At 42.1% G+C, this 25,673-nt stretch carries 19 protein-coding genes and 1 tRNA gene; 4 read left to right on the forward strand and 16 right to left on the reverse strand.

All coding sequences use genetic code 11. The annotated features are described in order from the left end of the window. The first annotated feature begins 9 nt into the window (after positions 1 to 9). From H6G05_RS11215 to H6G05_RS11225, 3 genes are all read left to right on the forward strand, one after another. Positions 10 to 564 (forward strand): hypothetical protein, encoded by a 555-nt coding sequence (locus tag H6G05_RS11215; protein ID WP_190578259.1) that lies wholly within the window; start codon positions 10 to 12, stop codon positions 562 to 564. 124 nt (positions 565 to 688) lie between these two features. After that, on the forward strand, positions 689 to 1,582 hold the full coding sequence (locus H6G05_RS11220) for an ABC transporter permease (RefSeq protein WP_190578260.1): 894 nt from the start codon (positions 689 to 691) through the stop codon (positions 1,580 to 1,582). After that, positions 1,579 to 2,307: a hypothetical protein gene (locus H6G05_RS11225; RefSeq protein WP_190578261.1), complete on the forward strand. Its 729-nt coding sequence runs from the start codon at positions 1,579 to 1,581 to the stop codon at positions 2,305 to 2,307. Before H6G05_RS11220 ends, H6G05_RS11225 begins: the two co-directional genes overlap by 4 nt. Before the next feature lie 86 nt (positions 2,308 to 2,393). Here the strand turns inward: H6G05_RS11225 and H6G05_RS11230 are convergent, their stop codons facing one another. The 12 genes from H6G05_RS11230 to H6G05_RS11285 form a co-directional block, all read right to left on the reverse strand. Further along, positions 2,394 to 2,912: an FKBP-type peptidyl-prolyl cis-trans isomerase gene (locus H6G05_RS11230; RefSeq protein ID WP_190578262.1), complete on the reverse strand. Its 519-nt coding sequence runs from the start codon at positions 2,910 to 2,912 to the stop codon at positions 2,394 to 2,396. A gap of 238 nt (positions 2,913 to 3,150) precedes the next feature. After that, positions 3,151 to 3,223, reverse strand: a tRNA-Phe gene (locus H6G05_RS11235). 199 nt (positions 3,224 to 3,422) lie between these two features. Next, on the reverse strand, positions 3,423 to 3,944 hold the full coding sequence (locus H6G05_RS11240) for a YdcF family protein (protein ID WP_242025429.1): 522 nt from the start codon (positions 3,942 to 3,944) through the stop codon (positions 3,423 to 3,425). A gap of 137 nt (positions 3,945 to 4,081) precedes the next feature. Beyond that, the gene (gene recR / locus H6G05_RS11245) at positions 4,082 to 4,678 is read right to left on the reverse strand and encodes a recombination mediator RecR (RefSeq protein WP_190578263.1); all 597 of its coding nucleotides are present in this window, start codon (positions 4,676 to 4,678) and stop codon (positions 4,082 to 4,084) included. 195 nt (positions 4,679 to 4,873) lie between these two features. Beyond that, a complete protein-coding gene (locus tag H6G05_RS11250) occupies positions 4,874 to 5,464 on the reverse strand; it encodes an eCIS core domain-containing protein (protein WP_190578264.1) in 591 nt (196 codons plus the stop codon). Between the two features lie 62 nt (positions 5,465 to 5,526). Continuing rightward, complete coding sequence (locus H6G05_RS11255; protein WP_190578315.1) at positions 5,527 to 6,267, reverse strand: Stp1/IreP family PP2C-type Ser/Thr phosphatase; 741 nt, start codon at positions 6,265 to 6,267, stop codon at positions 5,527 to 5,529. 414 nt (positions 6,268 to 6,681) lie between these two features. Further along, entirely contained in the window at positions 6,682 to 8,373 is a 1,692-nt protein-coding gene (locus H6G05_RS11260) for an ABC1 kinase family protein (protein WP_190578265.1), read from the reverse strand. Between the two features lie 262 nt (positions 8,374 to 8,635). Next, on the reverse strand, positions 8,636 to 10,342 hold the full coding sequence (locus H6G05_RS11265; RefSeq protein WP_190578266.1) for a CHASE2 domain-containing protein: 1,707 nt from the start codon (positions 10,340 to 10,342) through the stop codon (positions 8,636 to 8,638). After that, positions 10,332 to 11,000, reverse strand: a complete 669-nt coding sequence (locus H6G05_RS11270; RefSeq protein WP_190578267.1) for a DUF928 domain-containing protein — start codon at positions 10,998 to 11,000, stop codon at positions 10,332 to 10,334. Before H6G05_RS11270 ends, H6G05_RS11265 begins: the two co-directional genes overlap by 11 nt. Before the next feature lie 543 nt (positions 11,001 to 11,543). After that, entirely contained in the window at positions 11,544 to 14,186 is a 2,643-nt protein-coding gene (locus H6G05_RS11275; protein WP_190578268.1) for a CHAT domain-containing protein, read from the reverse strand. Positions 14,187 to 14,201: 15 nt separating this feature from the next. Then, positions 14,202 to 16,664: a two-partner secretion domain-containing protein gene (locus tag H6G05_RS11280; protein ID WP_190578269.1), complete on the reverse strand. Its 2,463-nt coding sequence runs from the start codon at positions 16,662 to 16,664 to the stop codon at positions 14,202 to 14,204. A gap of 25 nt (positions 16,665 to 16,689) precedes the next feature. Then, positions 16,690 to 19,224, reverse strand: a complete 2,535-nt coding sequence (locus tag H6G05_RS11285; protein ID WP_190578270.1) for a two-partner secretion domain-containing protein — start codon at positions 19,222 to 19,224, stop codon at positions 16,690 to 16,692. 398 nt (positions 19,225 to 19,622) lie between these two features. Here H6G05_RS11285 and H6G05_RS11290 point away from each other — a divergent pair, with 398 nt between their 5' ends. Continuing rightward, positions 19,623 to 21,323, forward strand: a complete 1,701-nt coding sequence (locus H6G05_RS11290; RefSeq protein WP_190578271.1) for a ShlB/FhaC/HecB family hemolysin secretion/activation protein — start codon at positions 19,623 to 19,625, stop codon at positions 21,321 to 21,323. A gap of 186 nt (positions 21,324 to 21,509) precedes the next feature. Here the strand turns inward: H6G05_RS11290 and H6G05_RS11295 are convergent, their stop codons facing one another. From H6G05_RS11295 to H6G05_RS11310, 4 genes are all read right to left on the reverse strand, one after another. Then, positions 21,510 to 21,686 carry a hypothetical protein gene (locus H6G05_RS11295; protein WP_190578272.1) on the reverse strand — a complete coding sequence of 59 codons (177 nt, stop codon included), beginning with the start codon at positions 21,684 to 21,686 and terminating at the stop codon, positions 21,510 to 21,512. A gap of 745 nt (positions 21,687 to 22,431) precedes the next feature. Next, complete coding sequence (locus H6G05_RS11300; RefSeq protein WP_190578273.1) at positions 22,432 to 22,689, reverse strand: hypothetical protein; 258 nt, start codon at positions 22,687 to 22,689, stop codon at positions 22,432 to 22,434. A 470-nt stretch (positions 22,690 to 23,159) separates the two neighbouring features. Beyond that, positions 23,160 to 23,432 (reverse strand): hypothetical protein, encoded by a 273-nt coding sequence (locus tag H6G05_RS11305; protein WP_190578274.1) that lies wholly within the window; start codon positions 23,430 to 23,432, stop codon positions 23,160 to 23,162. Between the two features lie 122 nt (positions 23,433 to 23,554). Then, entirely contained in the window at positions 23,555 to 25,183 is a 1,629-nt protein-coding gene (locus H6G05_RS11310) for an NF038122 family metalloprotease (RefSeq protein ID WP_190578275.1), read from the reverse strand. Positions 25,184 to 25,673: the final 490 nt, after the last annotated feature.

A 25,673-nucleotide genomic window follows, 5' to 3' on the forward strand; every position in this document is an offset into this window, starting at 1 on the left:
AGTTAAACAATGAGTTTACGCCGCATCTCGACAATCATTCTTGGGACAATCGGAATTACATCAGTGATTTTTGCCATCTGGGTATTCAATTACGTTCCCTATACTTCCTTTGCGGCTCTAATGCTCGGAATCGGCGGTTTGGCAATCATCGCGATCGCAGTTCTAGTCTATCGATCAACTAGCTTTCTAGAAGTAATTCGCACTATTGTCTCTTGGCTACTGATCTTGGCAGGTATACCCCAGATTGTAATTTTCCTGTTGGCAATATTGATGGGAAGTGCCCCTGAGATGATCATCCAGTTTGGCATACTAGGATTAACGTCGGGGACTTTGGGCTGGACATTGCTTAAACCCAAATTTCTCATTAGTATCGCTCGAAGGATGATCAGTGGATTTTTCCTTACATCTGGTGCTGGATCTGTGCTTTTTCCGATTTGGATTATGTCTATCTACGGGACAAATATTGCATTTACTGGTATTGCAACTTATTACCTCATCGCTGGGGTAGCGCTTATCGCGATCGGTAGTCGGTTACGCAGACCGACCAAAACAAAGGAGAACTAGCCATCTCTAATTTTTTTAAAGAGAGTGGTGGTGCAAAGCACCACCACTCTCTTTTTGTTTTACCGAGCGCTCGGCTGTGTGTGGATTATGATAGATATTGTGGCTCATCTGTACAGATAACGATATGACTCAAACCTCCCTTCCACCTCTAGCTCAAGAACCACAAAGCCAGCCAATCGCGCAACCAGAAAGTCCCCAGCCAAGCCTATGGTCATCAGATTTTCAGCAAGAAGTGACAGCTTTGACGACGCGACTGTTTATCCAACTACGTCGTCGTCCGACAACACTGATCGCAGGAGTATTACAGCCTTTAATGTGGTTACTCTTGTTTGGAGCATTGTTTAGTGGGTTGCCCAAAGGTTTAGTTGGTGATGGTCAGACCTATGTACAGTTTTTAGCGGCGGGGATCATTGTCTTTACAGCCTTTAGCAGTGCGCTTAATTCGGGATTGCCGATGCTGTTCGATCGCGAATTTGGTTTTCTCAATCGCATCTTGGTTGCACCTTTAGTATCGAGATTTTCGATTATTGTCGCTTCCGCGATTTTTATCATTGCGTTGAGTATGGTACAAACCTTGGCGATCGTCTCAGTCAGTGGCTTGATGGGAGCAGGCTTACCCAGCCTGAGTGGTTTAGCTGTCATGTCATTAATCTTGATGCTGCTGATCGTCGATTTTACGATGTTGAGCTTAGGACTTGCCTTTGCCATGCCAGGACACCAAGAGATGTTAGCTTTTATTTTCTTGGTAAATTTACCCTTAATGTTCTCTAGCACCGCCCTTGCACCTCTAGCTTTTATGCCAACTTGGTTGCAGTGGATCGCTAGTCTTAACCCTCTATCTTGGGCGATCGAGCCAATCCGTTATGTGTATAGTCACAGCACATGGGTATGGGATAGCGTTGTGTTTACCGCACCTTGGGGAAATATGACGATCGCTAATGCGGCGATCGCCCTACTCAGTTTTGGTATATTTGTCGGTATTTTCATTCGAGGGACTTTACGACGAGGCGTAGCATGATTGCTGAAATGGGTGAAGTTCCCGCTTTGCCTGAAGTCCAACCCTTTGCCGATAACTGGTCATATCTCAAAGCAGAAGTAGCTTGGCTGGATCGGGTATTGATGCGATCGCTAGCTAAACAGCGTCAAACTAATCAAGAAGTTGATCGCGTAGCAAAATCAGCCGTTGATCGCTCCACTAGTCATTGGTGGAAAGGATTCATTGCGATTGATCCATCTAAGGGTGGTAGTCTCGCACCCAATCAGTTACCTCAGGCTATACATCCTCTTGGGCGTTATGGCGATCGCCTTGCTGCGAGTCGTGAGAATAATATTCGTCTAGCAATTCCGACCTTATGCGATCGCCTAGAGCTGGGTCAATTCGAGCGAGATTTACTGATCCTCTGCCTTGCCCCTGAAATTAGCCGCCGCTATGAAAAACTCTACGCTTTCCTGAATAACGATGAAAGCAATTGCAAACAACCTACTGTTGATTTGGCTCTGCGTCTCTTTTGTCGCTCCGATGGTGAATGGCGCAAGGCTCGCAATACGATCTCGGCAACATCGCCATTGATTAAACGCAAAATTATTCAGCTTTATTTGCCTGAAAATAGCACAGCGCGATCGTTTCTTGCCAAAGCGATGCTACTTAGTGAGAAAGCAGCTACTTATCTGCTCAGTGAAGACTTGCCCATTGAATCAGTTATTCCTAAACCTAGAACTAGCAAAATAAAAAAGAAAGGATAGGCGGCGCATTGCGCCGCCTATCCTTTCTTTTTTGGAACTACCGAAAAAATTAAATTAATTAATCAGCGATCGCCGTCAGGATATTTCTAAGAAATACGCAGTAGTTCAACATCAAAAATCAAGGTCGCATTCGGAGGAATTACGCCACCTGCTCCACGAGCGCCATAACCGAGATCGGGAGGAATAATCAAGGTGTAGCGATCGCCAACACGCATATTTGATAAACCTTCATCCCAGCCCTTGATCACTTGACCAACGCCAAGCTTGAACGAAAAAGGACTATTGCGATCGCGAGAACTATCGAACTTAGTTCCATCTTCGAGCGTACCTGTGTAATGAACGATGACAGTATCGCCCTTCTTAGGAGTTGCACCTGTACCAGCCGTGATCACTTTATATTTGAGACCAGTGCCAGTTTCTTTGATTTCAGAATCACTCATACTAATTAAAGGTGCTGCTGCTATTTTTACTTCTGTTTGATTTGGTGCACCTGTAGATGGCGCACCAGTGCTGGCAACTGCTGGCTGTCCGCCTGTAATTTGGGCAACTACAATGACTAGTACAGCAACTGCCATAATGCCAAAGCTAATCAAAATTCCTTTCAAGGCTATATTCTCCAATCAATTACGTGATGACTTAGCTTTTGGAATCTTATACCAATTAATACCAAATCACAAAATGGCTACGCCATTTTGTGATTTGAAAACCCTTACTGGGTTTGGTTTTTAATTCCCAAAAGTGTAGCCACACTTTTGGGAATTGGTATAAGTAAAGTGTGACTACACTTTACTTACGCAAAAAACAAAAAAAGAGTTCGCTGAGCGAACTCTTTTTTGTTTAACATGCCAGGAACGAGACTTGAACTCGTGACACGTGGATTTTCAGTCCACTGCTCTACCAACTGAGCTATCCCGGCGCTGTGCGTTTTTTTGCGCTTTACTAAGATAACACTGATGGGGAATTTCGATCAATAGAATTTTAAAAAATTTCTGGAAATTAGGCAAAATCAAATTTCGAGCAAATGAACTACCAAAAACTTTTTGAAAGTATTGATAATCAATACTTTCAAAAAGTTTTTGGTTTGGACTTGACCGCAAAGCTTTGTAAAGTGTCGCCTATGAGCCAGTAACTACCCAGAAAACCGATCGCAACCCATCACGCAAAGCTTTAGTAGGATCCTCTGACTTGATGCTTGAGGGAATCGTCACAGGATGCATCTCAATACCACGACTGCCTAAAACAATTTTGCCAATAACGAGTGCGCGAGGCATATGAAAATCGGAAGTAAGCACATACACATCCGTAATTTTACGTTGCTGAAGCTCCGTCACCATAATCGTAAAATTAGTGACCGTATCGACAGCACGATAATCTAAATGAATGCGCTTGCGCTCAACACCTGCACGGTCAAACACATATTCAGCATATTCCTCTGGACTGCCTGACGAAACAAAAATTGGTAACCGTGGATGTTGTAAAGCAAACTGAGCAGCAAACTTTTCACGGGTGGGAGAGCCGCCCAAGACTAATATCGCCTGTGGTTCTCTAGGCGACGGAGGATTGGTACTAATTGGCGGTAAGCATGGTACGCCAAAAATCATGCAACCAGAGCCAATTAACCCAGATAAAGCTGTCATAGTACTTCTGCTAGGGAATGGGTTAATCATCATCACTAATGCGTTGCGAATCAGCAAAATATTATCTGCATGATGGAACAATATGCAACAAGATTTTGTTAACAGTCTCACCCTTCAGGTAAAAGACTATTAAAAAGCTATAAGTCTAGTTCGCGTCGGCCCTCGATCGCTTTGGCGAGTGTTACCTCATCTGCATATTCTAAATCACCACCCATCGGAATACCAAAGGCAATTCGCGTAACTTTTGTAAAGGGTTTTAATAATCCGCCCACATATAGAGTGGTAGTCTCGCCTTCGACACTGGGCGCGATCGCCATAATTACCTCTGAGACTTTGTTGCCACTGACCCGCCTCACTAGGCTTTGGATATTTAGTTGATCAGGGCTAATACCATCCATGGGCGAAATCAGACCACCAAGGACGTGATATTTACCACGATATTCGCGAGTTTTTTCAAGCGCAATTAAATCGCGGGAGTCAGCAACTACACAAATTACAGAATTATCGCGACTAGGATGGGCGCAAATTTCACAAATTGGCTCCGCCGAAAGATGCCCACATATAGTGCAAAGCCCCACCTGTTGTTTTGCCTGAATTAATGCTTGAGCAAGGGCTTCCACCTCTTCAGTAGGGCGTTTGAGAATATGCAGTGACAGACGCTGAGCAGTCTTTGCCCCCACACCGGGAAGGCGCTGCAACTGTTCAATCAGATTGGCTAGAGGTCGAGTATACAAAACAGCGAAGACATGAAATAACGTTAACGATTTTAACGTTACTTCATGCCTTCATTAAAAAAAGTAAAGGAGACGCTTTGCGCCTCTTTATACTTTTTACAGTAATTACTGATCAACCGAACCAAGAATTTTTGTAAAAGTGTCGCTTCACAACACTTTTACAAAAATTCTTGGTTCGGGTTTGAGAGCAAAGCACTAACTCAATTGGTTGGTTTTGGCGAAGCGATTTTGTAAATCGTAGGCTTCTCGTTCCATTAGATTATCTTCGTATTTTTGTTTGCCGCGCTTATATTCCACAAAATATTGATAGCCAAATTGATCTAACCCTCCGTTTTGAAAACATTGGCGCACATGCACCATTTCGTGAGCTAAAACTGATAACTGCTTGATATCTTCAGGCTTATAAGCGTCGCGAAGATAAATGCGATCGCAATAGGTTTGGGCGATCGTCTCGACTTGACCAAAATGCACAGCCACATTCCCAAGCACCCAACGATCCATCATTTGGGAATTGTAAATGACATGCACACGATCAATATAGTCGATGAAATATCTTCTTAGATAACGCTTTTGGACATTATCTAAAGGTAGACCTTCGCCGTTTTTAGAACGCATGGTTTTTGCGGCTGCTTGATAGGCGATCGAGCCTGCTTGCCCCCAAGCTTCCTCCGCGAGACTAGATTTTGTTTCTGAGTCAGCAAAAAAACTCACATCTGACATCCCTATGGTTGCAGCTAGGGCGAGAGTCAGCAAAATTAAAAAAATTATTCTCCGAATGCTATTCATGATGCTTTACAGAGTTTTTAAGCGCAACTAGAGAGCCTTGCTTATGCAGAAACTTAGTTAAGCTAGTTATTGTTTTGATTTAATTCGTTAGAAACAATCACTACAGTGATGTTATCGCGACCGCCGCGCAACTTGGCTGACTCGATGAGGGCTTGTGCTGCTTGCTGACAGTTACGAATGCCTTTGAGATGATGGGTAATCCTATCATCGCTTAATTCTTCAGTCAAACCATCACTACAGATCAAGAAGCGATCGCCTGGTTGCCATTCGATTTCACGCGCCGTAATTGATTTAACGTCTTCCCGACCTAGGCATTGCAACAACATATGCCGCCAAGGATGGCTTTTAGCTTCATCAGGGTTAACTACGCCAGTTTGAATAGCTCTGGCAATCCATGTGTGATCATCGCTGATCTGTTCTAGTTTACTGCCGCGCAAACGATACAATCGCGAATCACCAATATGACAGAACCAAGGCTGTTCATCTCGAAATAGCAACACCACGATAGTTGTTCCCATATCCGATCGCACAGGATTAGCCGCCTGATCATTAATGATTGCTTGATTAGCTTTGTCGATCGCATCTTGCATAAGCTTCTGAGGAGTTGCCTCGACATCCCACAGTGCTTCTAAACATGAACGAATGGAATCGACGGCAATCTGACTTGCCACCTCGCCACCTGCATGTCCTCCCATCCCATCAGCAACTACAAAAAATCGTCCCTCAGGGTCGATATAGTAAGAATCTTGGTTGGCTGATCTGACGCAGCCAGTATCGGTTGCTCCCGCAAATAGACGCTTCATGTTAGGTGGTTCAGCTCGACGTATTAAATTGACCAGTTCTGCTATAGCAATCTTTAGTTTAACGCTCACGGGCAAAAACTACAGCAATCCTAATCTTTTGTTTTTCTACAATTTAGGCTTATAGCAATGTAAGTTTTGCTTAGGACATCAAAACCACAAGATGAGAGGCGGCGCGAAGCGCCGCCTCTCATCTTGTGGTTTTTGATTTGTCTTAGCTATTTCTTGCGTTGCTATAGCAATCCTAAATGGTTAGTGGAAGCGCACCCCTTCGGAGTGCGCTTCCACTAACCCCAAAAATCTATAGCAAAGCAAGTTTTGCTTAGGACATAAAACCCAAGAAGCGATTTGCGGCGCGAAGCGCCGCAAATCGCTTCTTGGGTTTTGGTTTGTTCTAATGGAAGTGCCTCTAGCTACTTATCGTTCGGGACGATCAATTTTTGATAGCAGTCTCAATAAAACTGATACAAAAAGCCCTGCGACGATCGCCGCAATTATGGCTGGGATCTGCAAACTATTAATAAATAAAAGGGTGGCGCACAATAAACAAGTTGCTCCCAACAAGGCATAAATAGCACCGATCCCGACATTACTTAAGCGCCTTAATAGGCGATCAGTTTCTTGAGATTTGACCCTGACCCGAATATCACCGCGATCAAGTTTGGCGAGGGTGTCATCAATGCGACGGGGTAAGGCGATCGCTGTATTACTGACCTGTGCCGCTTGTCTGCCTAGTTCACCCAGAAAAGCTGTGGATAAATTTCCTGATTCTTTAGCACTACCATTTTCCATAAGATTTGTTGCGTAGGGTTTGGCGACTTCCATAAAGTTAAAACTGGGATCAAGTCCTTTACCTAGTCCTTCAAGTGTAGAAATTGCTCTCAGGACAAAGGTAAATGTAGCGGGGAACCGAAAGGGTTGATCATAGGCAATATCGTACAAATCATCACTGATTGCGGCAACCGATTGTTTTTCCATCGGCTGTCCCATGAAGTTATCGAGCATATATTGCACCGATCGCCTAATGGGCCCTGTATCACCAGTAACTTCCAACGCGCCTAGTTCGATTAACGAATTAATCACCGCCTCCGCGTCTTTTTGGGCAATCCCAAAGAACGTTCTTAATAACTTATCGCGGGTGATCGATTGGATCTGTCCCATCATTCCAAAATCATAGAAAATTAATTCCCCTTTCCCCGTTACTGCGAGATTTCCTGGGTGGGGATCAGCATGAAAAAATCCATGATTGAGTAATTGTTCTAAATACGCCTCGGCTCCAACTCTGGCGATCGCTTTGCGATCAATTCCAGCCGCTTCTAAAGCTTCATAATTACTAACTTTGATCCCCGGCATATATTCGAGAGTTAGCACCCGTCGTGACGCATAGCGCCAATACACACGCGGAACCATGATGCGGCGATCGCTCCGAAAATTGCGACGAAAGGTATCCGCATTCTTGCCTTCATTTAAATAATCTGCTTCTTCATAAAGGATCTTGCTACATTCTTCATAAATGCCAACCCAGTCGCGCCCCCGTCCATGTTTAGGATGATTTTGAAAGTATTGAGCAATGCGCTTGAGAATCCCTAAATCAATCGCAAATAATTTTAATAATCCTGGACGTTGGACTTTGACAACGATTTCTTCGCCTGTATGCAATTGAGCTTTATGCACTTGACCAAGACTTGCTGCTGCAAGGGGAACGGGATCAAAGTAACCAAACATTTCCGCGATCGGTTTACCTAGATCTGACTCAATGATCTGTTGGGCTTTAGTTGACGTGAAGGCTGGAACTTTATCCTGTAATTTTGATAGCTCCTCCACTGACTCGGCGGGCAAAATATCAGCACGGGTAGAAAGCAATTGACCAACTTTGATAAACGTAGGTCCTAGTTGGAGCATTGACTCGCGTAACCAAATTGCTCGTTTGCGAGTACGTTTTTTGACCTTGGATTCAGTTTTGCCACCGACATAGCTCCACTTCTTCCCATCGATCCAAATCATCCAAGAAAATGTCAGTACTGTTCGCCAAATGTCTATGGTGCGGGCGAGTTCAGAGTAGTTGTCACGACTCCAGCGATAATTGGGTTCAGAGGATAAGGCTGGCACGGCTCACTAACAACGGTAAGATTTTTTAAGAAATTGTAACAAACCTTTACATCTTAGCGTGGATACTTACATTTTGGGAATAAGTAGCTGGGCGCAATTAAATATAAAACTCCAAAATCCGTGGCGCACGCACAGCGTGCGCCACGGATTTTGGCTCTGTTTTTTTTAATTCACAAAAGCGTGAAAACACTTTTGTGAATTAAAAAACAAAGCAGGAGTAATACCAAAACATAAAACGGCATAGCCGTTTTATGTTTTGGTATTACTCCTGCTTTCTATAGCCTACTACGCGATTTCGTCCTTGTTCTTTTGCTTGATACAGAGCGCGATCGGCTTTAATCAATAAATCCAAGCTAGAACTATCCTCATCTGTCATGGTTGCGACTCCACAGCTTAATGACACAAAATCACTGGTTTTTGAACTTTTATGAGGAATATTCAGATTACGCACATTCGTAACTATTCTATCGGCTACAGCTAACGCGGATTCATAATCAGTATGAGGAAGAATCACTGCAAATTCTTCACCTCCATAGCGACCAGCCAGCTCACCACTGCGGACAGATTTATTAATAGCTTGTGCTACTTGCTGTAGGCATTTATCTCCAGATTGATGGCCATAGCTATCGTTATAAAGTTTAAAGTGATCAACATCACAGATGATTACAGAAAGATCTTGTTTGGTTTGAAAGTTTTTCATTAGAAAACGATCAAAATAACGTCGATTGGCTATCTGTGTTAGTTCATCAATATTTGAGGCGTAGCGGAACTTTTCTCCAAGTTGAATAATGGAAATCAAACTACTTAATAAAAATGAGAATAGAGCAGGAAATATGGATAGCCAAAAGCTGAACAAAAAAGAGAGGTAACTAATTAAGACCAATCCTAATATTGAGATTAAAAGAAAAGTTAGGATGCCTGTAATAAATTGGGACTTTCCAAGATTGCCTCCTCTCAAAAATCCTGAAATTCCACTGACACCAATAGAAGCCCACAGAAGAACCCATATTCCTTCAATAAACTTTGGATAGGTTTGTAAAAAAGGACGGTTATCAATGGCTCCATTAATAATTTGTGATATCAGGTTGGCATGAATATGTACTCCTGGGATTTTGCCATATGGCGAAAAGAAGAAATCACGGAGGCTTTCTGCGGTAGACCCAATTAACACAATTCGATTTTCAAATAGATTCTGTGGGTACGTACCATCTAGAACATTTGTTAGGGAAACTTCCTGAAAACATTCCCTCTGACAACGATAATTGAGCAAAATTTGGTAGCCACCGTTATCCACAAGTCCATAACCCGTTTGGAGAGAGCCTAATGGGGAAAATCTAGATTTCCCCAAAATAACCGTGCGATCTTTATCAGAAGATATCTGTGGAACTATATTTTCTGAAGCTAAATAATTTAAGGCGATTTTGATTGAGAAGCTATAAATCATCTCTCCATTAGGCTTCTCAATAGATAGTAATCCTCGTCTTACAGAGCCATCTTGATCGACTACATTATCGACAAAGCCAACTTGTTTTTTATAATCAATATAAGGGGGAGGTAGAACACTGGGAGCAACAAATTTTTCCGCGACAATCAAGTTAGGAGTAGACTGAAAAATCTGTTTTAACTCCTCAAACCCTGGTTCTACTGGGAGATCACGATATACATCTAAACCTATTACTCGTGGATTCCCTGATTTGATTTTCGCAATTAATTTTGCAACTACATTATCTGGAAACGGCCATCTCCCAACTTTTGCAATATCACGATCATCAAAAGTGACCATAACAATGCGAGATTCTAAACCTTCAGATGCTCTTAGTTGGAATAGTTGATCGAAAAACTTCAACTCTAGTAGTTGAAATAAACCAAGTATTTGTAAAGAGCAAATTAGAATCACGATTAAAATAGGAATCGTAAATATACTTGCTCGAAGTTTATTTACGGTTCTAAGTATGCCTTTATTTAGCAAGCGTAACGGATTCAGATGTTTGAACGACATGATCTTTGAGCAACTTGTCCCAAGCTTTAGAAAGTGTTGGATTGTTAGGGGTTTGCTTTTGCAATCGATAGAGTTCACTGATCATGTCATACCAAATGCCATTTTCACCATATATAGCTACTCGATTAATGGGTGATGCTGTGCTTAGCTTAGTGGCAAGAGCTTGAGTCTGAGGGGTACGTTGAATCCAACCTGCGATCGCAGGGCTATCTGGTCGAAGTGCTTTCCCGCAGATGAAGGTCATAGTCCATTTGTATTTCTTGTTTACAACAAGATCTGGAGCTTGACTGGGATAGTTAATTGTCACAAAACCTGCATCCGCTGGTAAAGGTAAAAAAGTTTGGTAAACCTGTTCACTGTCTTCACTTTCAAGACTCAAAAATATTTGTTTAGCTGTGCTTTTGGTCTTAAATATCAGAAATTCAGGGCGATTAGAGATTGTTAACCCATAGTTTGACTGGGGCAATATTGGTATTGTTTTCCTATTGGGTTGGGAAGAATCGGCTAAACAGCTTTGATCACGAGTTGCTGCGCCAGTTGTAGTCTTAGGCGCTCCACCACTGGGTGGCTTGAAATTAATGGTTTGCGCCATCACAATCTGAGGAGTAAAGGCTAATGGCAGTAACATAGCTGTTAATGTCGAAAGGCAAATCTTAGGTATCATCGATAGATTTGAGTGCATCTTTATATCCTTAAGTGGGAGAAAATATTTATAACTAATACTCAATAGTAAAAAACAACAAAAATATTGTCTTTTATTCTCGCTTTTTTATACCAGTAAAAGTAGTATTAGATACAATAACTAATAATAATCATAATCTAATAACTAGGATTTTGCTATGTCCAAAAGTTATACAAAAGATATATATAACCCTAGCTTTATAAGGCTATTAGCCATTTGAGTCAATTACCATCATAATCATATGTTTTTTTGGGATTGCTGTTTTTTGCCAGATAATTGATCGGATAGAAAGCCAAATATTTACTATAGCTGTCGCCATTCTTGTTAGGGCATAAAACCCAAATAGTGTGAGGCGGCGTTTCGCGCCGCCTCACACTATTTGGGTTTTAATTTTTCCTAATACACTTGACTACAGCTATAGAATAAAAGCAGCTAGATAGTTTAGATTAAAATCTTTTATTAGCTATTTGATTGCCTAAGTGATGGAATTTAAAGCCAGCTACCTACTAATACAAAAGCAGCCCAATAGTAGGGATGTCGGTATTGAGGATCTTTAAGTACTGAAAGTTGAGATTGTTGTAATGCTTCCGCTTTTGAGATAGTAGGTTGCTTGGTGAGAATGTCATAAAAGTTTGACATCAGCTGACTGGTTGAGTCATCATTCACTGCCCATAGACTGCCAATCGTGCTACGCGCTCCCGATCGCAAAGCAATACCAGCAAGTCCCAAGATGGCTTTCACATCACCTTCGGCAGTTTTACAAGCACTGAGAACAAGTAACTCTAGAGGTTGTTTGCGATTGTCGGTGCGATCGCGCAAAAACTTATAGAAATCTGGAACAGTGACGCGATCATCCCAAGCCAGAATAAATGTTGAGTCTGGATCGGAGCTGAACTGTCCATGCGTCGCTAGGTGGACTATAGCTGTCCCTGCCTCCGATAGCCCTTTCTGTAAGCTCGTTTTAGTAAAGTCACTATTTAGTTCTAATTCAGTGGGAATTTGCTTAGAGATTTGGCTAGCCTCAAACTTCACACCTTGTAGCTCAGTAAAACCTTGCCTTGCTTCTGAAAGTCCGCCTAGCCAAACTTTCAGTTGTCCCCGATCTAGCGGCTTTGCTCCTAATATTTGTAATCCTGGGGTTAAAGCCATACTGTATTTTTCGATCGCATATTGCTTGCCATCATGTAGGGCGGACATGGGCAGATTTCGCAATGAGCCATCCAGAACAAATACTAAATTTTTGATTTGCTTTTCAGCGAGGGCTGTTTCTGAAGGACGGATGATCAAGTCGTATAGTTTTTGTGAGACTTTTAAGCGAATACGTTCAGAAAATGCTGGGTTCAGGGCTTGAAGAAATTGATCTGCACTTTCTTCTAATTCTGTTTGCGATATATTCGAGGAAAAATACTGGAGAGGTTCTTTGGGTAATGAGAGGATCAATGCTAGGCGATCGCTTAAGATTGCTGAATAGATCACTGCGGAATTGGAGTCAACAGCATCAATTTGCTGTGGTTGGATATTGAGACAAGCTGCTCGAAAGAAATTTTCTAGTTCTACGACTTGTAGTGACTCAAGGGTAAGCCGTGCTTGGATCAGGTTTTCTTGAGATGGTTTATCGCTTTTTAGTAATAGAGAGACGAGTTCACGATAAATTGGCTCGATGCGATCACGAAAGGCAAACTGAACTTCTGGCGATGACGCAACTAACTCTCGGCGAAGGTTTTGGATACTCTGCACAGCTTGGCGATACGCCTCGATGGCGAGGTCAGATTTGCCCTGTTTGTTTAAGATGCGACCTGAGAGCCATTTCCAACGATAGAGTAAGTCATCGGCACTTATTGATTGAGCAAGCACGAGCGCCCGTTGGGAAAGCTGATAGGCCTCCGTGAGTTGTTGATTTTGTTCGTAAAGTCCACCTAAAGCACCAATTGCAAAGGACTCAGCCCTGCGGTCTTGAATGGATTGGGCTTGCCGCAACGCTACCGTTAATAACTCGGCAATCCTTGATGGGGTAACGGGACGAGCATTTGCATCTTTAATCTTCATCAAGCTTTCGCTCAAATTGACGCTCAGATAAACACTGCGACGGCTAGGCTGCAATTTCGTCAGATCTGGTTCGATCTGTTGCCATAGTGGTTGAACTTGTTGCAAGCGATCGCTTTCAACGAGCAAACTTAAACTCAAAGCCTGTGCTTCTAAGCGCAGAATGCTTACAGGAGAAGTTTTTGCTGCTTGTTCATATTTTTGTAAAGCGCCATCAATATCTTTGATAAACCTGAAGTTATTACCAATGCTGATTAATGTGGCGCTGCTCTCGGCAGGATTGTTTAGTTTTTGAGAGATCGCTAAGCTTTGTTCGAGGATTTTTTGAGACTTTGCAAGATCGCCAAGGGTCTGTAAGGTCGTGCCGAGGCTATGTAGGGCTACAGATTTAAGGAGTGAGTCTGGTTGCTTTTGGAGTCGTAATTCGATCGCTTCTAATTGTTCGCTCGCTAGACGAAATAGCCCTAAAGCTTGCAGAGCTTGTGCTTGATTGGTTTGACTACCTAATAGCCCAATTTCGTCATCGAGTTGGGTGTATCGTTCCGCCGCTATTTTCCAATTGTCTAGGGCGGCTTGGGGATTGCCCATTGCAAGTTGGAGGCTACCCTGTGTATTGCTGATTCTTGCCGCGATCGCTAGTCCTTCTTTACTCGCTAATAGCTGACTATCCAGTAAATTTGCACTCTGGGCTATCGTTTCTTGAGCTTGTTCCCACTCGCCAAGTTCTTGATACGCCATTGAGAGATAATTTAGGCACAGCGCCTCATTTAACTGAGCGCGTAATTTTTCAGTTATGGTGTTTTGGCGAAGACGATAGGTGAATAGAGCTTTTTGCCATGTGGCTACAGCTTCGGTAAGGTTGCCTTGTGCATAGAGGCGGCTTCCTTGCTCTATCAATGAAGGCTGATTGGACTGGGATAATTGTGTTGATAGGTTGGGATTATCCGCAGTTTGGTTACGGGTGGCGATCGCAGGTTGGATGATCGTGATTGAGCAGTAGGTAGCGATCGCCAACATCAACAGGAATGTCAGTTTCTTTTTATTAATTATTTGCCAGAACTTTCGAGCAGTAGCGATCGCAAATTTCATGTTTTTTATCTCTATCTATTTATTTGGATTTGTAGGACAAATGACAGGGGATCGCCACACTGGCTCTGTTGGTGAGTCCACATAGGCTAATAGTTTCAAGTTTCCATTTGCATCTTTTTCCCAGCCTTGGGCTTCAATTTGGGGGATGGGTTGCGTGGCAACTGGTTGATTGGACTGAGTGGCAACTTGATTGGACGGGGTTTGAGACGTGGGATTTGATTGCGATGAGGGGATCTCGGTCAATCGTAAATCTCGCCAAATCGCTTGACTGGAAATCACCTTTGTGGCATCAGATGGAACGCCGCCGCGTCCAGTCACAATAAACTCATTACCACGAATGCGATCGCAAGCCGCCACGATTTGCTGTTTATTGCCATCGGTTAGTTCATTGTCACCGATTAATTTATCGGCGGTGCGACCTGAGACAAGCCCATTAAATTGTGGACCTAAAGATGAAGATGCGGTGATGTCACTGAGTGGAGTCAAGCGATCGACAAACTGAAAACCGATCACCACGCCTCGATCTGCGATAACCACCCGACCTCCAAAACTATTGATCGAAGTCGCAGTAATATCACTATTTTCTGTGGGAATTGCCACCAGAAGGGCTGTATTAATCGTAATATTACCACCTGTCGCAGTTCCAAAGGCATTAGCGGAAATCGTACTACGATTGCGTAAAAGGATTAGGTTTGAATTCAGGTTGATATTGCCGCGACTGCCACTCAAAGAATCAACGTTTATGCTTCCCTGATCAAGTAGAATTGATGGCGAGTTAATCGTGATGTTACCCACTGAGCCACTGCCAACATTGCTAGAGTCTGGGACTGTAAGTGAAGTATTAAAGTTGCTTGCACTGATAATCCCCCCATCGCGCACGATCAAGCGATCGCTATTAACTTGAATATTACCTCCATTTCCTGCGCCAAAAGTGGCATTGGCAAATAAACCACTCCGATTATTGCCATTCTGTCCAGAGATATCGATTAGTTTGGAATTGATCGATAAGTTTCCCGCATTACCATTGTCTTGAGTATCAACTAAAATCTGTGCTCCATTCTTCAGTAAAATACTATCTGCTGTAATTCTTACATTTCCTCCATTACCAGTTCCCACTGATTCGCTGAAAATAGCTGACGGAAAGCGCGAATTACTCCCATCGAGAAAGATGCTTTTTGCAGTGATATCAATCGTACCCGCATTGCCAATCCCAATCGTACTAGCCGCCAAAATCGAACCGCCAGTCATTCGCAGATTATCTGTGGTAATTTTTAAGTTACCTCCATTACCCGTATCATAGGCAAGTACGCCAATAAATATAGGAAAGAATAGATTGTTAATATTTTGATTATTAATAATCAAGTCGATGTTTTTCGCGGTGATGTCGATGTTACCTGCATTGCCACTACCAGTGGACGCAGATGACAGCACTACATTTTCATTAATTAGTAGCTTGTCGGTGGTAACAATAATATTTCCACCCTTTCCTGAAGAATCCGTATCAGTATATATACCGCTTTGTAGCGTATTGCTAGAGTCTCTGTTTATTGCGAAGAGTTCTGTAGCGCGGACAAATACATCACCGCTATTGCCATTGCCAAAAGTAAAAGATTGCAGTGCCGATCCACCGTCAAGAGTTACTTGTCTGCCCTGTACCTGAATGCTGCCCCCACCGTTAAGCCCACTTGTATCCGCTACGGATTCTTGATCTAGTCGGATATTTCCAAGACTAGGCGCATTATCATAATTTAAACTCAAGCCATTACCAGTTTGCGCGATCGCCACAAATCCATTACCAGCAACACTACCGAGTTCGATGCGTCCACTTTCGGCGAATAAGTTTGCTCCTTGCAGTGTTACATCCCCTCCAACCAGCGCCAAAGCCTTACCAGTCAGTACGCTTAATGGACTACCTTGGGTAGCAGCGATCGCGCCATTAGTTAGCCCATTAAACTGTAAGCCAACTGGAGCACTGACTAGCAATAGAGGTGATGTGGTTTGTGTATTTGCCTCGGCTCTAAATTCACTTCCATCTAGAAATCGAACACTATTTGCCGTAGTCGCCAAGAACGATCCGCCTATGTTCAAACTAGCATTTTGCCCAAAAATAATCCCATTGGGATTAATCAAAAACAAATTTGCCGTGTTATTGGCACTAATGAGACCATCAATACTTGAGATTGAATTCCCAGTTACACGAACTAGGATATTTTGGATAGCAGGAAGATTATCGAAAAAAGCTTCAGTGCCTGTGGGCAAAGAGAACTGACTAAAGCTATGAAATAAGTTGGTGTTTGCTGTAGTCCCTCCTGTAATTGTGAACAATGGATTGGTATCAACAACAACTGAAGGGCTGGGCAATGTGGCATCTGGGGTGATTTGGGCAAATGTATGCTGGGGAATACATACAGCGGAAATATTCGCAAACAAAAAAGCTGCGATCGCATTTCTAAGACTATTTTCCCGTAAAATCTTCATGCTATCTTCAGCCCTAACTAACCAATTAATCTATTACATTATTCACTGGGCAAATGACTGGGGATCGCCACACTGGCTCTGATGGTGAGTCCGCATAGGCTAATAGTTTCAAGTTTCCATTTGCATCTTTTTCCCAGCCTTGGGCTTCAATTTTGGGGATGGGTTGCGTGGCAACTGGTTGATTGGACTGAGTGGCAACTTGATTGGACGGGGTTTGAGACGTGGAATTTGATAGCGCGGAGGGGATCTCGGACAATCGTAAATCTCGCCAAATCGCTTGACTGGAGATTGATTGGGTGGCATCAGTTGGAGCGCCGCCGCGTCCAGTAGAGATTAGCTCATTGCCTCGAAAGCGATCGCAAGCCGCCACAATTTGTTTGTTGGTATCGGTTAAGTTATCAGGAAGTTTGACTAAACCTCGGCTGAGATCGTTGTCAGGCGATCGAATTTCCACCAGCCCATTAAATTGTGTGCCTAAAGCCGAGGTTGCGGTAATGTCACTGAATGGAGTTAAGCGATTCAACAATTGAAAACCAATTACGCCTTTAGCCGTGATAATCACTTGTCCACCGAAGCTATTCAAAGAGTTAGCAGTGATATCGCTATTTTCTAAGGGAACTGCCACCAAAAAGTCGGTGTTAATCCGAATGTTTCCACCTGTCGCATTACCTAAGGCATTGGTGGAGATGCTGCTAGCATTCCGCAAAAGTGTCAGTGTGGAGTTTATGTTAATGTTGCCGCGAGAGCCACTCAACGAATCAATATTAATCCGTCCCCTATTAAGCAAGATTGATGGCGAAGTAATGGTAATGTTACCCACTGAACCACTTCCAGGGAAGGTGGTACTGTTACTGCGAAAGTTGCTTGCACTGATAAGACCACCATCACGTACAGTCAATTGATTGCTGTTAACGAAAATATCGCCACCATTTCCCGTACCAAAAATGGCATTGGCAAATAAACCACTACGTCCACGCTCAACCTGTCCAGAGATATCGATTAACTTCGCATTCACCACTAAGTTCCCTGCGTTGCCACTACTAGCAGTCCCAACAGAAATCTGCGCTCCGTTGTTAATAGATAGATTGTCTGATGTAATTGTCAGTATCCCTCCATTTCCTGTTGAGCCTACTTCTGCTGCGGATGAGATACCTGTCGGGAAAGCATTGGTCCCGAATAGGCTGATGTTTTTTGCGATAACCTCTAGATTACCTGCATTACCCCTTCCAAAAGTACTAGTTGTGAGACTCGCACCATTCAAGATTTGCAGGTTATCAGTAGTAACAGTTATTTTTCCGCTATTACCTGTCACTGGTGTGTTTAGAACCTGTGAAAATATTCCACTTGGATAGAAATCTGGAAGAATAGCAGATCTTCCCGATAAAATTATTTCACTAGCATTAACTTTGATCTCGCCAGCAGTCCCAGAACCTAACACCCCCGCACTAATCTGCGCTCCGTCTATCACTTCTAATTTTTTTGTGGCGATCGTAATATTGCTGCCATTTCCCGTAGAAGCTGATGAAGTGTCTGTAAATATGCCACTAGCAAAAGGGAAGTTAGATTCTCCCCTTGCTGAGAGAAGTTCAGTAGCACGAACAAATATCTCGCTTCCATTACCATTTCCCAAAGAAGAAGATCGCAGAACTGAACCATCATTTAGGGTTACTTGTCTGCCTTGCACCTGAATGCTGCCTCCACCGTTGATCCCGCTTACATCTACTAAAGCGGATTGCTCTAGTCGAATGTTACCAAGATTAGGAGCATTATCGTAATTTAATCGCCACCCATTAGCAGTTTGCGCGATCGCCACAAACCCATTACCAGCGACGCTACCCAGTTCGATGCGTCCGCTATCTGCGGTCAATTTTGCGCCTTGAAGATTTATATCACCACCAACAAAAGCCAGAGTGCGCCCACTCTGCACACCCAAAGGTGGGTTGGGAGGTCGAAAGATCTGTAGAAAATCAGGAGGGCTATAAACCAAACCAACACCGAGTCCTTGTGCTGCGATCGCGCCATTAGTTGTGCCGTTAAACTGCAAGCCAACGGGAGTACTTACTAACAATAGAGGTGATGTCGTTTGCGTACTTGCATTAGCTCTAAATTCACTCCCATCTAGAAACCTAACGCTATTAGCTGTAGTCGCTAAAAATGAGCCTCCTATTTGCAACCTCGCATTTTGCCCAAAAACAATTCCATTAGGATTAATCAAAAACAAGTTAGCATTGCCAATGGCACTAATTATTCCATCAATGCTAGAGAGATTACCTCCAGTTACCCGCACTAGAATGTTTTGGATCGCGGGGGAATTAGCGAAATCTGCCCTCTCACCACTAATCAAGGAAAACTGGCTAAAACTATGAAATAAATTGGTATTTGCTGTTGTCCCTCCTGTGATTGTGAAAACAGGGCCCCCACCAACAACCGAAGGATTTGGTAATGTGGCATCTGGAGTAATTTGGGCAAATATATGGTGTGGATTACATAATGCAGAAATATTCGCTAATACAAAAGTAGCGATCGCATTTCTAAGACAATTCTGCCGCAAAATCTTCATGTTATCTCAACCTTAATTGTGGAGTATAAACTAACAACTTTTTTGATACCTAATATCACCTGATGTGAATTTACTCTACCTCACTAAGTTCATAGATTTTTGATGATAATGTTATAAATATATGCACTCAATGATAAATAGCGTCAAAATCTACATTGCTTACTATACAAGTAGCAGAAATTTTTGGAGCTTTACATCTAATTGTGTTTAGCTATTTAAAGAAGGCTCACCATAAAGTACAACAAAATCAAAAAACAAAGAGAGGGAGGCTACTCTTTATGTCTTAACTTTCTTCTTGGCTTTATGGCTTTACTAAAGTGGTGATCTCTATACTATATTGTTGAGCAATTAGTTTTGTGTATACAGGCAAAACTTGTATGTGTGGAGAGATATCGTAGATGCGGTTACTTTGGAAACCTATTGTCTTTTGTAGTGTGATCGCCATATTTGGTTGTTTTTTAGAAAAAGATTCTATTCTTGCCCAACCTATTAGTCCCTCTGATTTAGTTCCTCCTAGTCCTACCAGACCAGAAGTACCACCACAGTTTTTACCTCCCATTGATCAACTACTAAAGCCAAATAGCCCCCAAATTCAACCGAACTTAGAAATACCCGATGCAAACAATACTTTTGTGGTGCAGCAATTCCAAGTTATTGGTAGTACGGTGTTCTCGGCTGATGAGTTAACTGCGGCTGTCAAACCTTTTACTAATCGTCCCATCAGTTTCAGTGAATTATTGCAAGCAAGGGCAGCGATCGCAGATTTATACATCCGTAACGGATACATCACATCAGGCGCTTTTATCCCTCCTCAAGAGACGAATAATGGCAATATCACAATTCAAGTCGTTGAAGGTAAGCTCGAAGAAATTCAGATCTCAGGGACAAATCGCGTTAACCCTAACTATATTCGCTCGCGGTTAGAAGTAGCAACGGGCGCTCCTTTAAACCGCGATCGCTTGCTCAATGCTTTGCAATTATTGCAGCTAGATCCTTTATTCTCGTTTGTTTCTTCAGAACTCAAAACTGGCTCACAACTAGGAACCAGCATCTTAGAGGTTAAGGTTGAAGAAGCAAATTCCTTTAATGTCAGGGCAAGCCTTGATAATTATGCGTCTCCTAGTGTTGGGCAGTTATCGCGTCAGGTTGAAATAAGCGATCGCAACTTACTGGGTCTAGGCGATCGCATTATCGCCACCTATGGTAATACCGATGGTCGAAATCAGTATAATCTCGGCTACACATTGCCAGTTAATGCCTATAACGGGACTTTGAGTTTTATTTTTAGCAATACCAACAGCAATGTGGTCGAATCCGAATTCAAAATTCTGGATATTTATTCCAACTCTACAAATTACGAATTAACTTTTCGCCAACCACTCATCCAAACTCCTGCCCAAGAATTTGCGCTCGGTTTGACCGCATCTCATAGCGACAGCTTTACAACCTTGCTCAAGTTACCAATTCCTATTTCAGCAGGTTCAGATGATTTCGGTAAAACTAAGCTCTCAGCTTTACGTTTTTTTCAAGACTATACACAGCGTAGTAGCGAGGATGTGATTGCCTTGCGATCGCAGATTAGTCTAGGGCTAGGTGGTTTTCTCAATTCTACGGTTAATCTCAAATCACCAGATAGCAGTTTTGTCGCTTGGCGTGGGCAGTTGCAATACATTCGGGCTTTAGCCACAGACACATTGCTGATCGTGAGTGGCGGACTCCAGTTTGCCGATCGCCCTTTGCCAGCCGCAGAAAAATTTAGTCTAGGAGGTTCTCAAAATGGTCGAGGTTATCGCCAAGATGTTCTAGTTGGTGATAGTGGAATGAATGTTTCCTTAGAAGCAAGATTTCCGATTGCCCGTGTTCCAGAATTACAAGGACTGTTGCAACTTGTCCCTTTTATTGATGTAGGAAGTGTGTGGAATAATGATGGTTCTGCTTCTACTGGCAATAACTGGATATTAGGAACAGGGTTAGGGCTGCGTTGGCAGATGGGCGATCGGCTTACAGCTAAATTAGATTACGGTTTACCCCTAATTTCCATAAGGAATAATCGTCAAGACAATAGCATCTATTTTTCACTGTCGTATAGGCTATTTTAATTTTCAGTTCAGAATGTTTGATTACAGCGCTTATATAACAATGAAAGAGATAGCAAGGACAAATCAAAACCCAAATAAATGAAGGCGGCGCAAAGCGCCGCCTTCATTTATTTGGGTTTTATGCTCTAAGCAAAACTTTCATTGCTATAACTCAAAACATTTTTTGTAATATTAGTTTGAAGCAATTTACCACCATCCACAACTAGGTAGATGACGAGGACACCCACCAAGCATCCGTATCCCCGATAATTCCAAATTAGTAGTGGTGTTTTTAGGCTGAGAAATTGCTATAGCAGCAGTGCTGAAAGTGAGAAGAGTAGATGTCGCGATCGCAGAAGCTGATAGTAGAGAAGATATTTTCATAATTAACCCCAATGATTTTACGATTTGAATTCAAGAATTCTAATTTAGATTCAGCTTAGTAATTATTCTGATTCCCTACCCCAAACACATAACTATAAAAGCTCAATTTCAATCTCTATTTTCTGATAGATATAGAAGCCAGTAGATTAGAGAAACTTGTTGTAGTAATTAACTATAGAATTAATATATTCCATTTAAAGAGTGATTGTCTATCCTGAAAAGTTATAGGAAAGTTATCATATGCTTCATTGCAGATGTCATTAACAATCCGCATTGCTACCTCCAAAAAATTCTAGAAAATAAACTTCCTCTATCCTTATAGAATTTAGAATATTACTATCTTCATGCAAATATCTAGGGATTTTTAGTATATATAGCAATGTAAGTTTTGATTAGGACATAAAACCCAAAAGATGAGTGGCGGCGCGAATCGCCGCCACTCATCTTTTGGGTTTTGATTTGTCCTAGCTATCTTTTACGTTGCTATAGCAAAGAAAGTTTTGCTTAGGACTTAAAACCCAAGAATCGAGTAGCGGCGCTTCGCGCCGCTACTCGATTCTTGGGTTTTGGTTTGTGCTAGCTAACTCTTTTTTGCTGTAAATATGGATTAGCAAGGTGGGCAATGCCTACCTTACTATGTTAATTGCAATTCAGAATGTTTGATTACAGAGCTTATAGCTCAAAAAGACTTTTGCAGTTCGTTTTGAGTTATGAAATCTGTAAATCAATATGAGTTTGAAGCAATCTACCACCATCCACACAACCATTCAAATCCAGCAGGACATCCCCTGCCAGAGTATTCCTCAGATTCTTCGTCATCTTCCTCTCCTTTTTCAACTTTGTCAGCGATCTTCAGTGGGGGATGCTCTGAGATTTGAATAGACTGTGATTCTATGTTCGTAGTGATATTCTTAGGCTGAGAAATTGCTAAAGCAGCAGTGCTGAAAGCGATTAAAGTAGATGCTGCGATCGCAGAAGCTGATAGTAGAGAAGATATTTTCATGATTAACCCCAGTGATTTTACGATTTAATTGGAAGGAATATAATTTAGAATCAATTTAGTAATTATTTTGATTCGCCCCCCGACCCGACACATATCTAGAAAGACTAGTTTCATTCTTTATTTCTCTAATAGATATAGAGAACAGTAGAACTGAGAAACTTGTTTTAGAACTTGACTATGAAATTACTATATTCTGTTCAAATAGTTAATGTCTATACTAAAAAGTTATAAGAAAGTTATTAGCAATTGCCAAATCAGAATATTAAAATAAATTAGCCTAAAATGCTCCTGAATACTTAGAGCTATACTAATTTTAATTGTCTAAATCTACTTTTTGTCGCCAAGAGCAGTTTATAAAAAATTCTTATCTTGCATAACTTAAAATGAAGATTATTGATTTTTACTGGAAAATTACAAGATTTTTTCTGTTGGCAGTAAAGCTTCTCATCTATGCATTGCTTCGCAATTATTTAGTTTTTTTCAGCATGAGCAATCAAACATTTCGAGTCATCAATCAATCCCTGAGGAGAGTATGTGACTTGGCGGTTACTCATTAGTTTTTTAGCTTCAGCGATCAAGTGCTTTGATTCATATATCAATGCTTGATGCGATGGTGAGTGTATAGTCGGCTGACAACTTTTATGCTGTGAATGAGAAAATCCCTCGCTAATAGAGTGGTTCGTCATACGGTTAGAAATATCAATATTTGTGTTTGAAAGAGCTTCTACTTTGTCGTAATTCATACTATTTATCTAATTTTTTAAGTAGTGTTACAGTTTATTGAAGCTCTAATTCGTCCAGAAGTACTTTAAGTAAGTGCTTTTCGCTGTTACGTCTCAGCCAATGAAAATACAAGAAGAACAATCTAGCGCACAGCCCATAAAGAAGATGAATCACCTAACCACCAAGGAGTTAATGAGTCCCCTAGTAATTGAGAACTATCAGAAATAGAAGATGTTTGAGATTTATTGCTGCCAAGAACAACATTCGACTTGGTTAGCTCAGCACCAAACTCAAGCCCTTGGCTGATTTGCTGTTGATCCAAGATTGAGAATACAGTGTTCTGGAAATTTAGAAGAGGCTGAGCAGATCCAAAATCCACGAACTGAGAAGCAGCAGATATACCCAAATCAATAGCAGAAGACTCTTCACCGACTAACATCGCACCTTCAGCTTTACCAGTTAGAGCGTCGATATCATTGCCATAGTCGGTAGCATAGCCATCAAAAAGCTGCAAAAACTCGATACTATCACCATCAAGGGAGTCGAAAATCGCTTCTTCTCCAAAAGCGCCCTTAATGCCTTGCCACCAGCCGCCTGTGCGGGCAAAAAACTCCTGCCACCAGCCACCTGTTCGAGCATAAAGCTCTTGCCACCAGCTTCCTGAACGGGCTTCGAGAGATGGATTAGCGATCGTTTTAGGCATGTAGATGTCAGAGTTGTCGAACATCACAGCCATCGCACTATTGATATTTTGCGTTGTCTTTTGACTAGCAATCTGCCTGGCTTCCATTTCTAACTGAGCAAAATTAATGGTCTTATTGATACCACCTATGGCAATGTCCCAACCGATCGCATCAAAAGCAATCAAATCTAAACCTGTAATTTTGGCGGTCTGACCACGCTGAATTTCGGCATCCATGATCCCGCCAGACTGCCAGTGACTTGCCTGAAAGCCATTGCCACCCCTAGTCGTATCCACGCCACTATCAAAGCTACCAACAAAGGACATACCATTAGTCCCAATTCCAAAGTATTGATTGCCACCAACACTTAAATCTATGTTTGTTTTGCTTCCAACCCTACTTTCATTGGAATAGCGGAAAAGGTCTAGAGTCGAGGCTTGGTTAACACGCTCCTTGAGCGCTGTTAGATATTCCGAGCTACTTAAATTACTAGCGCCAACCCATGGACGATCGATACTGCTTTGAAAGCCTAAAACATGACCAATTTCATGAACGGCTACACCAATAAAATCTACTGACGTGGTAGGAACTATGTTCTGACGACTGAAGTTATAACTCCAACTCGTATTCGTCCCAGTCAGGTCACGCATGACAATGTAGCCGTCAAGGACATTACTGGCTTTAGTATCTATTCCTCTTCCTACTGACCCCACTGATTTGGCGTTAGCACTGTTGATACTTAGTTTGGAGCCAACCTGTTGCGAACTCACAAGTTGATTAGAGACTATAGCGTCATATCTTGCTTCAAATGAACTGCCATTAACAGTCTGTGAGCTAACTACTTGTAGATCTGTGTTGGTGGGATCGGCATCATTTTTAAGGGCATTAGCATAGGTACTAAACGAGTAATCGTTAGTTCGAGCAATAGCGCCAGCGATGGTATTGCCAGCAAAGTCTTTTTGGACATCAACAGCAATATTGATGGTCACATTGTCAGTTAAGTATGAAGACCAGATTTTGCCAGCCATCTCAAATGCAGCCATCTGAATCTGGGATACGCCTTGTGCGTAACTAAAATTAAATTGCATTACCTGCCTGCCCCAAAAATTCGTAAGTTGGATTCCCCCCCAACATCAATCTCTAAAAGACAATAGACACACATAAAACTATGTAAATTAACTGAGCTAATAGATAACTGAGTTAATTTCATCAATACGATAACGCGGACATATATCTGTTGTCACTACCAAAAAGTTATCAGAAAGTTATACTTCTGCGAAGAAGGGTAAACCAAACCCCAAGATACAGATATCAGCGCGAAGCACCGATATTTGTATCTTGGGGTTTGTGTGATGACAAGAGTGGCTATAGCTATAAAGTCCAAACCCTGTAATTTCAAAGCACAAAATGGCTACGCCATTTTGTGCTTTGAAATTACATTTATACATAAGTGGTTATCAGTAAAATTGCTTCTTAATATAGCTACCGTCGATTGTGTTAGGACAAAAGCAAAACCCAAGAAGAGAATGGCGGCGCTTCGCGCCGCCACTCTCTTCTTGGGTTTTATGTCCTCATAAA

The organism is Phormidium tenue FACHB-1050, assembly GCF_014696925.1.
GTDB lineage: Bacteria > Cyanobacteriota > Cyanobacteriia > Pseudanabaenales > Pseudanabaenaceae > Pseudanabaena.